This is a genomic window from Moraxella ovis, from assembly GCF_900453105.1.
GTDB lineage: Bacteria > Pseudomonadota > Gammaproteobacteria > Pseudomonadales > Moraxellaceae > Moraxella > Moraxella ovis.
The window spans coordinates 1,272,808-1,288,871 of the sequence record NZ_UGPW01000001.1; the positions used below are offsets into that span (position 1 = coordinate 1,272,808).

Sequence of the window (16,064 nt, forward strand, 5' to 3'; positions counted from 1 at the left end):
TAGGAGCTGTTTTTTATTTGTGTCTTTTTCACCATGTAAAGGCCATACTACCTAAATCAACTCAAATGCTCTATCAATGGCATCATCCAATCGATCTACAGCAATCACCTGAATGCCTTTAAATTGCGAACTGTCAGATTTGGGTGCATTGGCCTTAGGCACGATGGCGTGTGTGAATCCGTGCTTCATCGCTTCTTTTAATCTTTCCTGCCCATTAGGTACAGGGCGAATCTCACCTGATAGCCCCACCTCTCCAAAAACCGCCAAGCGTGGTGGCAGAGCCTTTTCTCTTAAGCTGGATGCACAGGCCAACAGCACTGCAAGATCAGAACCTGTCTCCACGACCTTCACGCCACCCACGACGTTTACATACACATCTTGTCCGCTTGTGTGAATGCCACCATGTCTATGCATGACCGCAAGGAGCATGGATAACCTTTGATGGTCAAGACCTAACGCCATACGCCTAGGCTGAGCGTGCGAATCATCGACCAGTGCCTGAACTTCAACAAGTAGCGGGCGAGTTCCTTCTCGGCTTACCATGACCACCGAGCCTGCAATCGGTCGTTCGTAACGACTTAAGAATATCGCCGAAGGGTTGGCGACTTCTTTTAGTCCTGTATCTGTCATACCGAAGATACCAAGTTCATTCACCGCACCGAAGCGATTCTTTACCGCGCGAATCATTCGAAAACGACTGTCAGATTCCCCCTCAAAATAAAGTACCGTATCAACCATATGTTCAAGCACACGCGGACCTGCTAATGCACCCTCCTTGGTAACATGACCTACCAAAAATAGCGCCGTTCCCGTCTGCTTGGCATAGCGTGTCAATATCGCTGCAGATTCACGAATCTGAGCCACGCCACCAGGCGCCGACTGTATGGCATCGGTAAATAATGTCTGGATAGAATCAATGATTACCACGGCTGGCTGTTCGGTGGATAAAGCCAAACAAATGGTATCAACATTGGTCTCAGCAAGCACTCTTAAGCGATCTGTCGGCAGTCCTAATCGCTTGGCACGCATGGCAACCTGAGATAAGCTCTCCTCACCCGTGATGTATAGCGCCGATCCCGCCAGAGAATCACTTGCCGCCATATTGGTGGCAGTCTGTAGCAGGATCGTAGATTTACCAATGCCTGGATCGCCACCAATCAGCACAACCGATCCTGCCACCAAGCCCCCGCCAAGCACTCGATCAAATTCCCCTATCCCTGTCGGCATTCGAGTCTCTACAGTAACGCCCACCTCATCAAGGCTCATGACACCCGACAACGCACCTGCATAATTAGAAGTTTTAGGCGTGGATGCGATGGTCTTTTTGGTGGCTTTATGATGTGGCATACTGACATCGAGTGCCTCTACCAGCGAATTCCATTCACCGCAGTCGGCACACTGTCCTGACCATTTGCCATAATGAGCACCACAGGATTGACAGACATAAGATGTTGATTTTTTTGCCATTTATTTATAATATTCAAGTTTGATTAAACTAAGAAATCTTTACCAAGGTATACTTTTTGCACCAATTCATTCGCCAAGATGTCATTGGGCGCGCCTTCTGCGATGATGGCGCCTTCTGAGACGATGTAAGCTTTTTCACAAATGGACAAGGTCTCACGCACATTGTGATCGGTGATTAACACGCCAATGCCGCGCATTCTTAGGGTGCTGATGACGTCTTTAATATCACTAACAGAGATCGGGTCAACACCTGCAAATGGCTCATCAAGCAAAATAAACTTAGGGTTGCTTGCCAAAGCACGTGCTATCTCGCAACGACGACGCTCACCACCAGAGACGCTCATCCCGAGAGATTGGCGCACGTGCTCTAAGCTAAACTCGGCCATTAACTTCTCAAGCTCTTGCAACTGCTGGTCCTTGTTCAGGTCTTTGCGCATTTGTAGCACAGCCAGAATGTTCTGCTCGATTGTCAATTTACGAAAAATCGATGCTTCTTGTGGCAGGTAACCAATACCTTGAGCGGCGCGTTCATGCATGCTTTTTTTGGACAAATCCAATTCGCCAAGCGTTACCTGACCACGATCCATCGGCACAAGCCCGACCACCATATAAAAACTGGTTGTTTTGCCGGCACCATTTGGCCCCAAGATACCAACAACTTGACCTTGCTCCACTTCAAATGACACGTCTTTAACAACCCAGCGCTGACCATAGCGCTTGCCCAAATGACGCATGCTCAATGTCGTATTTGACATGTTTTTCCTTATAAGTTTTGACATTCAAAGCATCATCAATCACACAGATGCCCCATACCCAAAAATCAAAATAGGGCAAAACGCCCTATTCAACCATCAGCGCAAGCCCTGCTGAGAGCTGCCGCCACTTGGTGGGAAAACAAGCTCCACACGCTGACCACCGCCGGCATTCGCTTCAACATCCCCAGCTTTTAGGCTGTAACGGATGGTATTGCCTGCAAAACTAGAACCTGCTTGGGTAAGCTTTGCATTGCCGGTTAGGGTTACGATGCCAGTGACTGTATTGTAGTCAATGCGATTGGCTTGACCCTTAGCAACACCCTTTTCTTTGGTGATGACTTGCTGGAAGGTAGCAGGTCTGCCGGTGGCAGTCGCCGAGCTGATCTTACGATCGTTACTTAAGTTCAGCGTGATGTTATCAGCAGCGATCTTAAGGCTGCCCTGCTCAATGGTGACATTGCCCGAATAAGTTGTAACGCCAGTACGTTCCACATAAGTGGCACGGTCGGCCAGTAGGCTAATTGGTTGATTGGCGTCTGATGGCAACGCATTGGCGCTACTGATAACCAAAGGTAATCCAAATACGCCGATTGCCAAAGCAGTTTTTAGAACATTAAAAGTTGACATAGTATTCTCAAATTTTAAAAATATAAATTAAAACAACGATTTGTCCTGTCTAGGTGCAGAATTGTAAAGCACTTCAATCTTACTAAATTCGTATTCGCCTGTTTGTAGGTTCGCACTAAAACCCTGAGCTTTAAAGCGATCTTCACCATTGACAACAGTCAGCGGTTCATCGCTTGAGAGCATACGCGATTTGGTATTACCCGATAGTTTATTACCCGTGATGACAAGTTTGGGTTTATTATCCACCGCTTCACGCGTTAAAGTAAACCCATCAGAAAGCGCCATATCGCCTGTTGACTGTTCAAGAACAGCTCTTTTAGCTTCGATGATATACTTCTCGCCTTCAGGTGGCTGCCAATTCATCACCGCGACCAACATCTCATCTTCGCCACTGGCATTTTGCACCAAAGAGTCGGCAGTTAACGTGTACTCAGTCTCGCCCGTCTCTTCATTCGTCTGAACGGCTTTGATCTCGGTGACTTCATAAGATACGTCAGGCTTGTCGGGTACGGCAGGTTCAATCTTTGGGTCCTCTTGATAAAAAAACCAAGCGGCAACCATGATTACCATTACGCCAAGTACACTTAAAATTCGTACATTCATTTAATAATGCCTATCACACTAGACTACAAAAATTTTTGGATAAAGGCATCGTACTTACCTTGCGCCTGCAAAATAAGCTCACACACTTCACGTACTGCGCCATGCCCACCAGCCTTCGTGGTTACATAGTCTGCCGTCTGCTGAACGATGGGCGCTCCATTTGGTACACTCATGCCAAGCCCTGCTTCGCGTATCGCCTTTAGGTCTGGCAAGTCATCGCCCATGTATGCACATTCATTCAAAGATAAATTCAGATCGGCAGCAAGCTTTGATAACGCGGTAAATTTATCATCGCGACCTTGAATAACATGGCGCACCCCAAGCTCGTATGCACGACGATCCACCATGGGAGATCTGCGACCCGTGATGATGGCAAGGATAATGCCCACTTCTTTGAGTGCTTGCAATCCTACACCATCTTGTACATAGAACGCTTTCGTCTCCACGTGATTCGAGCTATAAATGATCTGCCCATCCGACAAGATGCCATCGACATCCATCGCCAACATTCGGATTTTGGCAGCTTTTTGGGTGATAATGTCTTGTGTCATGTCTTCTTCCGATTTTTAGCTAACGCCTGCTTGTACCACATCATGGATAGATAGAACACCTTGTAACTTACCGCCATCCAAGACCAACAATTGCCCGATACTGCACTCATTCATGATGGATAATGCATCAGCGGCGCGTGTCTCTTTGGTGGTGTGTTTTGGTGTACGCGTCATGATGTCGCCAATTTTTACTGATAGATCCGTGCGCTCAGCAAGTCTGCGGCGTAAGTCACCATCGGTAAAAACGCCAACCACATCTTCTGCATCATCAATGATTACCGCAAGTCCTAGGCGACCACTGGTCATGACAAGCAGCGTATCATGCAGGCTGGCGTCCTGATTGATGACGGGTAGATTCTGGTCGTGCATCAGATCTTGAACACGGGTCAATAGCTTGCGACCCAATGCACCTGCTGGGTGCGACAAGGCAAAATCATTACTGGTAAATCCACGCGCATGCAGCAATGCCACCGCGAGCGCATCCCCCAGTGCAAGGGTTGCTGTCGTACTGGATGTCGGCGCCAAACCAAGTGGGCAGGCTTCCTCAGACTTACCCAGCGTCAGCGCAATGTCAGCAGACTTCGGCAAAAACCCGCGCTTATCACGGCTGATGCTGATGAGCGGAATGTTAAGCTGCTTAACCACAGGGATTAATGTGCGAATCTCATCAGACTCGCCTGAATTAGAGATGGCAATCAATACATCGCCTTTGACGAGCATGCCTAAATCACCATGCCCCGCCTCACCAGGATGCACAAAAAAAGACGGCGTGCCAGTCGATGCAAATGTCGCTGCCATCTTGCGTCCAATATGGCCAGACTTACCCATGCCTGTAACCACCACACGCCCATTGCAATTCAAAATCGTCTGGCAAGCCAAGATGAATCGCTCATCAAGCTCATCAATCAATAAATCAAGCGCACTCTGTTCTGTGCGAATGGATTGCACCGCATCAGCAATAAAATCAGTCTTCATCTTATCCGTCATAATAAATAATAAATACCAAGCCAAATCCTCTTGGCAAATTACCAGTCCATTCACATCATCCAGCACCATCTACAGCGCGGTTATTTTAAGGATGTATCATATCATATTTTGATCGTAAGTTATGAATTTTCCTAATGATATGAGCCCACTTTCCCGAAAAATCCATAAAAATACAACAAGGTATTTATAAATAATAACAAAGAAATACCTATAACTTTGAAGGAATTAACCACCAAAATAAAAAATACACAAAATCAACACCAACGCAAAAACATAGCGCCCCACCCATGCGTTGTGGCGAAAGGCATGAAAGCACGCCATGCGCTCACGATTCCTAATTAATCGATATTGATAAGCGAACATTACAAACAATGGTGAAACCAACAGCCACCCCGTCCAATTATCAAAATAATGCCGCAAGACCAAGCCCATCAATAGCGCAAATGCCAAATGCAGCAACATGGTGATTGCCACATCATAGCGACCAAACAAGATTGCTGTTGATTTAACCCCGATTTTTAGGTCATCATCTCTGTCGCACATGGCATACTGCGTGTCATAGGCCACCGTCCAGCACATGTAGGCAGCGAATACCAGCCAGCCCCATCCATCCACATACCCTAAAGTCGCAGCATAAGCCATCGGCACCGCCCAGCCAAACGCTGCCGCCAATACAACTTGGGGCAGATGCGTATAACGCTTCATGAATGGATAAATAAAAGCAAGTGCTACCGCCCCAAACGACCAATAAAATACCTGCAACGGCAAAAATACAAGCAGACAGGCCGACAATAAAGCCAAACCCACAAAGGTCACCACGGCCGTCTTGGCAGACAACCTTCCATCCGCCAAAGGTCGATCTTTGGTACGCTTAACCTGACCATCTACCTTGCGATCAGCAAAATCATTAATCGCACAGCCTGCCGCACGCATGAATATCGCCCCAAGCATAAAAATCACCAAATGAGCGATACTTGGCAATCTTTGTAATCCTGCATTGGCCAAGAACAGCGCCCACAGCGTCGGGTAAAGAAGCAACTCCGTGCCCACAGGCTTATCAAAGCGGGTCAACTGAAGCCAAGCGATGAGTTTGTCTTTAAAAGTCATGCTTTTGGTTCTTGGTTTTGATTGGCTGATTGTGTGCGATTTGACTCACTTCGACCGCTTGTAGCAGGTTTAGCTCGCTAAATTCACGGCGCAGCTGCTTGACAGCCACAGCTTGGTCGCGCGTCTGAGCCACGATCTCAAGATAGCGCGTTATATATTTGCTCTTATCCATCGCTTGCCACAACTGTTTAATTTTACGTCTTAACGAAAAATTCTGCCACGCCATGATCAGTACAATGATTAGCACCAGATATTCATATTGCATAGATTTTCTCACTCATTTATTTAATTCATATCTATCAAACCGTATTACATCATTTGCCACGCTTTGCACGGGCGTTTTATTTGCCAAATAGGGGGCGGATAAGGGACGTTTGATGATGATTTTGCCATTGTCTTTTAATTGAGTATTGGCAATATCCAAAAATAGTTTTTCATCATCATCGCTTGGCGGATTTGCCAAATCATGTAATACTTGCATGGTTTTACCCACTTTGGCAGAATAACAATCAGACGGAAACATGGGGTCAAGATAAATCATATCCGCCTTTGGTAATGTCGCCATAAAATCAGTATTCAAAAAATTACCATGATAAATTGCAATTCGGCTTAATAATTTTTGCCAATTTGGATTGGTGTTCATCATTTGGTGTTCAAATAATAATAGCATTGCCAAGATAGGATTTTGCTCTATCATGATTACATTTGCCCCTGTGCTTGCCAATATCAATCCGTCCTGCCCAAAGCCTGCCGTACCGTCTATCACGCTCATGTCGGACGTTAATTTGCTTGCTTGTAGTATCAGCTCGGACTTTCGCCCTGCGGTTACGATACGTTTGGTTAGGGCTTGCCAATTTAATGATGATTTTATAATGGCGTTATTGTCAATTTTAATTAAAGTTGGGGTATTTTTGATAAGAGCAATTAAAGGAATATTGACATTATTATTGGTAAACGATGAGATAAATTTATCACTTAATTTTGATAAAGCATAAAAAGATAACTTTAAAGACAAATTGTGAGTTTTATTGATAACGTCTAATGTATCAAATAAATCTTTGTCTTGTTCGGTGCCGATGATGTTAATATTCAAAATGTTGCCTTTTAAATGGGTATTTTATAAATCAAAAATGTTTTTTAGGATTGTAGGAGCGAATTGTAATTCTCCCTAGATTGGTTTTTATTAAAAGTAAATATTATTTATATACATTAAATTTAATAAAAATTTACCCTTGAATTTGATAACCAAACACAAAATACGCCAATAACACAATTACGCCTGTGATAATCCGCAAATAGGCAAAAATCATAAAGTCTTTTTTGGATACCCATGCCACCAAAAGGCGAATACATAGCAGGGCAACGACAAAAGACACAAACGTTCCCACACCCAAAATCGCCCAATCTTGTCCTGTTTGTAGCACGTCTTTTTTCTCAATCAGCTCCAAAAGTCCCGCCCCGACAATGACAGGAATGCCCAAAAAGAACGAAAATTCGGTCGCCGCCTTGCGAGACGCTCCAAACCACAACGCCCCGATGATGGTAGAGCCAGAGCGACTGGTACCGGGGATTAGGGCAAGGCATTGAGCCAGTCCGATTTTTAACGCCATTTTAAAGTCAATATGCTCGGCTTCTTGTGCCTTAATGGGGCGTGGGTGCTTTTCGACATAGATAATCAGTAACGCCCCAATGATAAGCATGGTCGCCACGACAAGCGGATGAAAGAGCATGCCTGTGATAAAGTCTTTTAGGGTAAAGCCGACAACCATGACAGGAATGGTGGCGACAATGAGCGAGATACCCAGTCCACGGGGGTTGGTCATGCCGTCCGCCTTGCCTGTCAGTAGCCCCATAAACGCCGTCCACAGCCTGCCCCAATAGTCATAAATGACCGCCAAAATCGCCCCAAGCTGAACAAAAACAATAAACAAATCTCGCTTGCCCTTGTCCCAAAAATTCATGATGTCTGCCGACAAAATCATATAACCTGTGCTAGAAATCGGCAAAAACTCGGTAATGCCTTCGACAATACCCATGATAACGGCTTTGATAAATAATAAAATGTCCAAAATATTACTCTTTTATTTAAATTTACCAATATTTATTGGCGGTATGGATTGGGGGTTAAATAATTTTTTGGCATTAAATGATTGGGCGAATAAATTGCCCTGTATTTCATTTTAAAATTGGTTAATTATTTCTTACCTTGTTCTGCCAATGTTTTCCAAGCGTTATTTCTTAGATACACAGGTAAGGCATTTTCTGCCGTTACCGTCTCACCCTTTAAAAATAAGGGATAGGCAAGGTGTGCAATGTGGCAAGCAGTCGGATTTAGGCGTAATTTTTTGGCAGTTGTTGCCACCAAATCCACCCCGTCCCCCACGATGATGTCGGTCTCTACACGCTTATCATAATCCAGCAAATATTCGCTTTGGGCAATGGGTAAGGCGTTTTGCACCACAAAATCCCCTGCATAGACTTGGTTTTGGCGAGCGTCTATCACGGCAGTTATCGTTGTGCCGTCCGCCATGCTCTCTTGTTCACACGCCATAAACGCCAAGGCGTGCAGGCTAGATATGCCGATACACGGTGCGTCATTGGCGACAGATAGGGCTTGGACTAGGGCGGTATTGATTCGAATACCACTAAACGCCCCCGGCCCACGGTTAAACGCCCAAGCCTGTACGTCTTTTATGTCCACACCTACCGTATGTAATGCCTTGTCAAGCATGGGCAAAATAATCTCCGTTTGCCCACGCCCGCCTGCCAAGGTCTCGGTATAGATAACAGTGTCATTTTGCAAAATGGCGATAGAGCATTGCTCAAAAATGGTGTCAAAGGCGATTAGCATGGTCAGGAGATCTTGGTTTATACAATAAAAACAAAACACCCAAGCCCATTGTTGGGTGTTTTATGGCGAAATAGATGATTAAAAACGCTTTTTAAAATTAGGAAGCTGCCCTTCCATCGCTTTCATCTGCTTTTGCATGTCTTCCATGCTTGGCATATTGTTAGGATCTAGCCCTAGGTCTGCCATGGATTTTTTCATGTCTTCAGCATTCATGCCTGCTGGATTTTGACCAGCATTAGCACCACCGAATAACGGCCCACCGCCACCACTCATGCCTTTGGTTAGCCCTTGAACAGCTTTCATCATCTTGCCGATGCCATCAGGACGGCTGATCATCTTCATCATTTTCGCCATTTGCTTGTGTTGTTTTAGCAAGCGATTGACATCTTGAATTTGCTTACCGGAACCTGCGGCAATACGACGTTTACGGCTCGGGGTGATTTTGTCAGGGTTCTGGCGCTCAAATGGGGTCATTGAGTGGATCAGCGCTTCCATCTCCTTGACTTTCTCTTCAGGCTTGGCTTCTTCCATCGCTTTTTGGAGGTCGGCGCCACCCATGCCAGGCATCTTATCAAGGAATCCTGCCATACCGCCAAGATTTTTCATTTGCTGGAATTGATTTAACAAATCTTCCAAATCAAACTCACCGCCCTTTTGGAGCTTTTTCGCCATGCGTTCGGCTTGCTCGCGGTCGATTTTATTCTCAACCTCTTCGACCAATGACAACACGTCACCCATGCCAAGGATTCGCTGTGCGATACGCTCAGGATGGAACAGCTCCAAGGCCTCCAGCTTCTCGCCACGACCTAGGAATTTGATTGGCTTACCGGTGATGGCACGCACAGACAAGGCAGCGCCACCGCGAGCATCACCATCTGTCTTAGTCAAGATGACACCTGTCAGCGGCAAGGCGTCGTTAAATGCCTTGGCAGTATTGGCAGCATCTTGACCTGTCATCGAGTCCACCACGAACAGTGTCTCGGTTGGGTTCACCGCTGCAGTAAGCTCCTTAATCTCATTCATCATCTCCTCGTCGATCGCAAGGCGACCTGCGGTGTCAATGATCAGAATGTCTTGATACTGCAATTTGGCTTGTTCGATGGCGCGGCGAGCGATGTCGATTGGGTTCTCGTCTGTACTAGATGGCACAAAGCTTGCATTAACCTGACCTGCCACCTGCTCAAGCTGACGAATCGCTGCTGGACGATATACGTCGGCTGATACAAGCATGACTTTTTTCTTTTGTTTTTCTTGTAGGAATTTGGCAAGCTTACCTGCGGTCGTTGTCTTACCTGCGCCCTGTAGACCTGCCAACAGATACACCACTGGCGGCTTGCCAGTCATCTCCAAAGACTGATTCGCCGAACCCATCATCTCAGTCAGCTCATCATAGACAATCTTAACGAATGCCTGACCTGGCGCAAGCTCTTTTAGAACCTCTTGTCCTAGCGCCTGCTCTTTAACCTTCGCGACAAATTCACGCGCCACAGGCAAGGCAACATCCGCCTCAAGCAGTGCCATGCGCACTTCACGCAATGTATCCTTAATGTTATCTTCGGTCAGCTGACCTGTGCCTGCAATATTACGAAGGCTGCCAGAGAGTCGTTCGGTTAAGGTATCAAACATAATTTTTCCACAGTTAAATTTAAAATCAAACAGCAAGACTGCTACAAATCCCCCCTATTTTATGATAAATTATGCAATTATGCCAATTTAAATTAAAAGTACGGGGAAAAATACGCAATTTTGGGCGTTTTTATCCTAATTAGGGGTTGTTGTGTTAATTATTTATCTGTTGACCGCTTTGATTTATACCGCCACCGGCCTGATCTTGTATCAAAAACTCATCAAGCAACAACCCATCAACAAACTTCCAATCATCACCGCGTTCATCATCGGCGCAGGAGTGCACGCATTTTTGCTATGTCCAAAAATCGTCACGCTATACGGGCTTAATTTTAACATCTTTAACACGATTAGCCTAATCAGTTTGTTCTTTTTGGTGTTTTTTGTACTATTTAGTCTATATCGCCCCATATTAAGCCTTGGTATCCTTGCTGCGCCATCTGCTTTGGTCGGGCTTAGCGCGGGCTACTTTGGGCGCGCCGCTTACGAGCCGCTAACCGACCTTAACCCCCTGCTTCAGGCACACATCTTACTCTCATTCGCCGCTTACTGCGCTCTGCTGATGGCTGCTGTGCAAGCGATTATCTTGCGCCTACAGATTCGCGAACTCAAACACAAGACCATCCACCGCTTTTGGGTGAGTAAACTGCCAAGCCTACAGAGCATGGAAGGCTTGTTGTTTGACATGATTTTGATGGGTTTTGTGATTTTAAGTGTGGCGCTTGGGCTTGGCGTGGTTGCCACTTATGATATCATGGCACAGCACATCGCGCACAAGCTATTCTTTAGCGTGCTGTCATGGACGGTATTTGGTGTGTTTATCGTTGGTCATTATCGCCAAGGCTGGCGCGGTAAACGTGCGGCGAACTTTACCATCTATGGCTTTATTCTACTTGCCATTGGTTTTGTTGGCTCAAAAGCGGTGTTGGATTTGATCGTCTAAAATTATCACAGCTGCCACAAATACACACATAGGGATTTAATAATTCCTCGCCAAAAATAAAACCACTCCGAAGAGTGGTTTTATCATTTAAGCGATACAGATTAGATGCCAGCTTCTAGCTCAGCGGCTTCCACTGTCTGGCGAATCAGTGTATTGATCGTCATCGGACCCACACCACCTGGAACTGGCGTGTACGCTGAAGCCACGTTCTCGATGCCTTTTAGCTCGATGTCACCGCATCCGCCTTCTGGCGTTGGGTGGAAGCCTGCATCAACCACGATTGCGCCTTGCTTGATCCAGTCTTTTTTGATTAGCTCAGGAACGCCCACAGCACCCACCACGATGTCCGCTTGACGGATGTGCTCGCTTAGGTTCTGAGTGCGTGAATGGCAGATGGTCACGGTACAGTTGGCATTTAGTAGCATCGCCGCCATTGGTTTGCCCAAGATGGCGCTACGACCCACCACCACAGCATGTTTGCCAGACAATTCAACATTGTAGTGGTTCAGCAGGTGCATGATGCCTTGCGGCGTGCAAGAACCATAAGCACTCTCACCCATCGCCATACGACCATAACCTAGGCACGTAACACCATCCACGTCTTTTGATAGACTGATGCGATCAAAGCACGCACGCTCATCGATCTGAGCAGGCACAGGGTGCTGCAGTAGGATGCCGTGCACGTCAGGATTGGCATTAAGTTCATCGATCTTTGCCAATAATTCATCGGTCGTGGTACTCTCAGGCATCTCAACGCGAATGCTGTCCATGCCGATACGCTTACAAGCATTGCCCTTCATGCGCACATAAGTGGCAGATGCAGGGTCATCACCCACCAAAATGGTCGCAAGAATTGGCGTGCGCCCAGTTTTTTCTTTTAATGTTGCCACGCGTGCTGACAGTTCATTTTCGATAGAACTTGCCAATGCTTTACCGTCTAAAATCTGTGCCATAAAAAATCCTTCATCGGTTCAAATTATGCTCATAACAAGCCGCCACAAGGCTTAAATCATCGCATTTAAGCAGGCGAATTTTGCAATGTGGATTGTATCACATTAAAGCTTAATTTTGCTAAGTTTTGTTGATTGTCATCCGCCTGAGATTCTTTGGTATTCATGGATTTATCAACAGAAATCTGCACCACACCGCCATCAACCAACTCCCCAAAGAGAATCATCTCAGCGAGGACTTTTTTGATTTCATTTTGGATCAGCCTGCCCATTGGGCGCGCACCCATGAGCTTGTCATAACCTTTTTTGGCAAGATATGCTCTGGCCTCGCCATCGATCTCAATCACGACATTCTTATCATCAAGCTGAGCCTGTAGCTCGATGATGAATTTATCAACAACCGATGTGATGACACTCTCATCAAGCGGTGCAAAATTTACAATCGCGTCCAAACGGTTACGAAATTCCGGCGTGAATGTGCGTTTTAGTGCGTCAGCATTGTCCGCCGAATGATCTTGGTGGGTAAAGCCCATGGATGCGCGACTGATGCTCTCTGCGCCCACGTTCGTCGTCATGATTAAGATAACCTGCCTGAACGACACCGAGCGCCCGTTATTATCAGTCAGCGTGCCATGATCCATGACTTGCAATAATAGGTTAAAGACATCAGGATGCGCCTTTTCAATCTCATCTAGTAGCAGTACAGAATGTGGGTGTTTATGGATCTTTTCGGTCAAGAGCCCACCTTGGTCAAAGCCCACATAACCCGGCGGAGAACCGATCAAACGCGATGCGGTATGCGCCTCCATGTATTCACTCATGTCAAAACGCACGAACTCCACACCCAGCGCAAAGGCAAGCTGCTTACATACTTCAGTCTTACCCACCCCTGTCGGGCCTGCAAACATGAACACACCAATGGGCTTATCGGTAGGCTTTAGACCCGCGCGAGCAAGCTTAATCGCATCAGACAATGCCTCAATGGCCTCATCCTGCCCAAAGATGACGTGTTTTATATTACGCTCAAGGTTTTTTAGGGTATCTTTATCGTCTTTTGAGACTGACTTGGGCGGAATGCGTGCAATCTTCGCCACCACCTCTTCGATCGCTGGCACATCAATCACGGTCGCAGCTTCATCGTCTTTGGCAGCTTGAACTAGCCTCGTTCGTGCACCAGCCTCATCCATTACGTCGATCGCCTTATCGGGCAATAATCTATCTTGAATGTAGCGCGCTGACAATGCTGCCGCAGCCTCTAGCGCTTCATCTGTGTACTGCACATGATGGTGTTTCTCATAACGCTCTTTTAGCCCTTCAAGAATGCCCACTGTATCAGTCACGCTCGGCTCAACCACGTCGATTTTTTGGAATCGGCGTGACAAAGCATGGTCTTTTTCAAAGATCTGACGATATTCATTAAAAGTCGTCGAGCCAATACAACGAAGCTCGCCATTAGACAGTGCTGGCTTAATCAGATTAGACATGTCCATTGAGCTGTTCATGGTAGAACCTGCGCCGATCATCGTATGAATTTCATCAATGAATAATACGGCATTTGGTTGTTCTTTTAAAGCTTCTAATAGTGCCTTCATGCGATTCTCAAAGTCGCCGCGAAACTTAGTACCGGCAACCAGAGAACCCACTTCAAGGCTATAAATCACCGTGTCAGCCAAAGGTTTTGGCGCTCTGCCGTTGACAATCAACCAAGCCAAACCTTCTGCGATCGCCGTCTTACCTACGCCGGCTTCACCGACCAACAAAGGGTTATTTTTACGGCGGCGGCACAGAACTTGAGCCGTACGCTCAATCTCAGCATCACGTCCGATGAGTGGGTCGATTCGGCCTTTTTTGGCTCGCTTGTTTAGATTGGTAGCGAATTCTTCAAGCGGGTTTTTGGATTTGGCAGGCTCTTTATTCTCACTTGGTGTCTGAGAGGATTCAACTTCGTCTTTTTTATTGTGTGATATGTAGCGAAGGACGCGCAATTTACTCACTTCACGCGCCTGCAGTAGATACAATGCCTGAGAGTCTTTTTCGCTGAATATCCCAACCAGTACATCCATGCAATCAATCGGTCGCTCAATGCCGCTAGATTGATGATGCCATATCGCACGCTGCAAGACGCGCTCGCAGCTCTTAGTAGGTTTGACACGTGCATTATCGTCGGCGGTTTTTGGTACATAATCCGACAGGTATATTTTTAGGGCATCACTTAATTCATTGACATCCACCCCAAAATCATCCAACATGTCTTTGACAGCCTGATCATTAATCAATCCTAAGAGCAGATGCTCGACCGTGATGAATTCATGGCGATTTTTTTTGGTAAAAGTTTCTATGCGTTTACGTACTATTTCAAAATCTGAACCAAACATCTCTACCCCGTTTATTTAATCATTATCTTAATAATGTTATCCATGTCATTGTTTTTCAAGCGTGGTCAAAAGCGGATATTCCATTTGCTCTGCCAATTCATTCACCTGTAGGATTTTCATCTCACCAATCTCAAATGGCAGTATCGCCACCACCGCTCGCCCTGATTCATGGATCTGATACATGAGCTCAACCGCCCGATCAACACCATGATCGAAGATCTCAACGAGCACATACACCACAAAATCCATCGTCGTGTAATTATCATTATGCATGACAACCGCATACATGGGCGCACGAACAGGTTCCGACACTGTCTCAAGCGCGACGTCTGATTCTGCCTCATGTTCCTTAGTATTATAGATAGACAACTTATTCTGATTCATGATATTCATATCTTATCTGGCTCATCATAACAATAAAAAAGCCGAGCGCGCGCCCAGCTTTTGGTGATTAATTACTACTGATGGGTCGATTATCCGCACCATCCGCCTCTGACAAGGAAGCTGGTGCATCGCTGATGATCTTACCCACCTGCCAATCGTATAGCTGCTGGATTTTTTGATCGCCTGCGACCAACTCCAGCTTCATCTGACGAGGAGAGAAGCCTTCAGGCATCACAAAGCGACCACGAATATTCGCCACGCCATTAATGTCATAGCTAGATGGCTCAAGCGGGATCTCAACCATGCTTGTCGCGTTTAATAGAGTCAATCTTGGCACCATGCGTACCGATCTGCCCGACACATCGATCATCGCCACATCAAAGCGATATTCAAAAGTGTTCTCAGGCAAAGAACCAATCTCCGAACCGATTACCTTTAGGGCAACACCGCCTTGCTCCGCCACCGATGATTTTAATAGATCATTAACTTGGGCGAGTTGTAGATTTTTTGTTTCTAATGCTTTTTGTTCTTCGGTCAGTCTTTCAAGATTGCCTATGCTGATGTCGCGCTCTTTAGTTAGTGCATCCACATCTTCTTTGAGCTTGGTATTCTCAGCCGCCAAGGTACTCACATCTGCCGAGGCCACCTGATCGGACTTTAGGTTTTTGGCAGCATAGACGCCTTGGCGATGACCAACTTGATAACCAATAAACGCCACAACGAGCGACGTAAAAATAAGCGCTGCAAGAAATAGTGCTAAAATCTTTGCCGTCGCGCCCGCTTGTTGATTAAGCGAACGGCGCGATGGCACGGTTTTTGAGGGTGTTATTGACATGAT

At 46.2% G+C, this 16,064-nt stretch carries 16 protein-coding genes and 1 pseudogene; 1 reads left to right on the plus strand and 16 read right to left on the minus strand.

All coding sequences use genetic code 11. The annotated features are described in order from the left end of the window. Nucleotides 1-51: 51 nt before the first annotated feature. The 12 genes from radA to ffh all read right to left on the minus strand — a co-directional run bounded on the left by radA (nt 52) and on the right by ffh (nt 10,574). Nucleotides 52-1,467: a DNA repair protein RadA gene (gene radA, locus DYD54_RS06080; RefSeq protein ID WP_063514166.1), complete on the minus strand. Its 1,416-nt coding sequence runs from the start codon at nt 1,465-1,467 to the stop codon at nt 52-54. Between the two features lie 23 nt (nt 1,468-1,490). Continuing rightward, nucleotides 1,491-2,222 carry an LPS export ABC transporter ATP-binding protein gene (gene lptB / locus DYD54_RS06085; RefSeq protein WP_228703530.1) on the minus strand — a complete coding sequence of 244 codons (732 nt, stop codon included), beginning with the start codon at nt 2,220-2,222 and terminating at the stop codon, nt 1,491-1,493. A 96-nt stretch (nt 2,223-2,318) separates the two neighbouring features. Beyond that, nucleotides 2,319-2,849 carry a lipopolysaccharide transport periplasmic protein LptA gene (gene lptA, locus DYD54_RS06090; protein WP_063514168.1) on the minus strand — a complete coding sequence of 177 codons (531 nt, stop codon included), beginning with the start codon at nt 2,847-2,849 and terminating at the stop codon, nt 2,319-2,321. 27 nt (nt 2,850-2,876) lie between these two features. Beyond that, complete coding sequence (gene lptC, locus DYD54_RS06095; RefSeq protein WP_063514169.1) at nt 2,877-3,452, minus strand: LPS export ABC transporter periplasmic protein LptC; 576 nt, start codon at nt 3,450-3,452, stop codon at nt 2,877-2,879. A 23-nt stretch (nt 3,453-3,475) separates the two neighbouring features. Then, nucleotides 3,476-4,003, minus strand: coding sequence for a KdsC family phosphatase (locus DYD54_RS06100; RefSeq protein WP_063514170.1), 528 nt, complete (start codon nt 4,001-4,003; stop codon nt 3,476-3,478). 15 nt (nt 4,004-4,018) lie between these two features. Then, nucleotides 4,019-4,990 carry a KpsF/GutQ family sugar-phosphate isomerase gene (locus DYD54_RS06105; RefSeq protein ID WP_063514995.1) on the minus strand — a complete coding sequence of 324 codons (972 nt, stop codon included), beginning with the start codon at nt 4,988-4,990 and terminating at the stop codon, nt 4,019-4,021. Between the two features lie 225 nt (nt 4,991-5,215). Continuing rightward, the gene (ubiA, locus tag DYD54_RS06110; RefSeq protein WP_063514171.1) at nt 5,216-6,097 is read right to left on the minus strand and encodes a 4-hydroxybenzoate octaprenyltransferase; all 882 of its coding nucleotides are present in this window, start codon (nt 6,095-6,097) and stop codon (nt 5,216-5,218) included. Continuing rightward, entirely contained in the window at nt 6,087-6,362 is a 276-nt protein-coding gene (locus DYD54_RS06115) for a hypothetical protein (protein ID WP_063514172.1), read from the minus strand. Before DYD54_RS06115 ends, ubiA begins: the two co-directional genes overlap by 11 nt. A gap of 12 nt (nt 6,363-6,374) precedes the next feature. Continuing rightward, a complete protein-coding gene (locus tag DYD54_RS06120; protein WP_063514173.1) occupies nt 6,375-7,190 on the minus strand; it encodes a class I SAM-dependent methyltransferase in 816 nt (271 codons plus the stop codon). Between the two features lie 133 nt (nt 7,191-7,323). Then, a complete protein-coding gene (locus DYD54_RS06125; RefSeq protein WP_063514174.1) occupies nt 7,324-8,166 on the minus strand; it encodes an undecaprenyl-diphosphate phosphatase in 843 nt (280 codons plus the stop codon). Between the two features lie 125 nt (nt 8,167-8,291). Further along, a complete protein-coding gene (gene tsaB, locus DYD54_RS06130) occupies nt 8,292-8,948 on the minus strand; it encodes a tRNA (adenosine(37)-N6)-threonylcarbamoyltransferase complex dimerization subunit type 1 TsaB (protein ID WP_063514175.1) in 657 nt (218 codons plus the stop codon). Nucleotides 8,949-9,026: 78 nt separating this feature from the next. Next, on the minus strand, nt 9,027-10,574 hold the full coding sequence (gene ffh / locus DYD54_RS06135) for a signal recognition particle protein (RefSeq protein ID WP_063514176.1): 1,548 nt from the start codon (nt 10,572-10,574) through the stop codon (nt 9,027-9,029). Nucleotides 10,575-10,725: 151 nt separating this feature from the next. Between ffh and DYD54_RS06140 the strand changes: the two genes are divergently transcribed. Then, complete coding sequence (locus DYD54_RS06140; RefSeq protein ID WP_063514177.1) at nt 10,726-11,517, plus strand: cytochrome C assembly family protein; 792 nt, start codon at nt 10,726-10,728, stop codon at nt 11,515-11,517. A gap of 101 nt (nt 11,518-11,618) precedes the next feature. On the opposite strand, the gene folD is transcribed toward DYD54_RS06140, so the two are convergent. From folD to DYD54_RS06160, 4 genes and pseudogenes are all read right to left on the minus strand, one after another. Next, nucleotides 11,619-12,470, minus strand: a complete 852-nt coding sequence (gene folD / locus DYD54_RS06145; RefSeq protein WP_063514178.1) for a bifunctional methylenetetrahydrofolate dehydrogenase/methenyltetrahydrofolate cyclohydrolase FolD — start codon at nt 12,468-12,470, stop codon at nt 11,619-11,621. Between the two features lie 167 nt (nt 12,471-12,637). Continuing rightward, nucleotides 12,638-14,842, minus strand: a pseudogene (gene clpA, locus DYD54_RS06150) (ATP-dependent Clp protease ATP-binding subunit ClpA); the annotation flags it as partial. Nucleotides 14,843-14,887: 45 nt separating this feature from the next. Further along, on the minus strand, nt 14,888-15,226 hold the full coding sequence (locus DYD54_RS06155) for an ATP-dependent Clp protease adaptor ClpS (RefSeq protein WP_063514180.1): 339 nt from the start codon (nt 15,224-15,226) through the stop codon (nt 14,888-14,890). Between the two features lie 67 nt (nt 15,227-15,293). Beyond that, on the minus strand, nt 15,294-16,061 hold the full coding sequence (locus tag DYD54_RS06160; protein ID WP_063514181.1) for a hypothetical protein: 768 nt from the start codon (nt 16,059-16,061) through the stop codon (nt 15,294-15,296). Between the last annotated feature and the right edge of the window lie 3 nt (nt 16,062-16,064).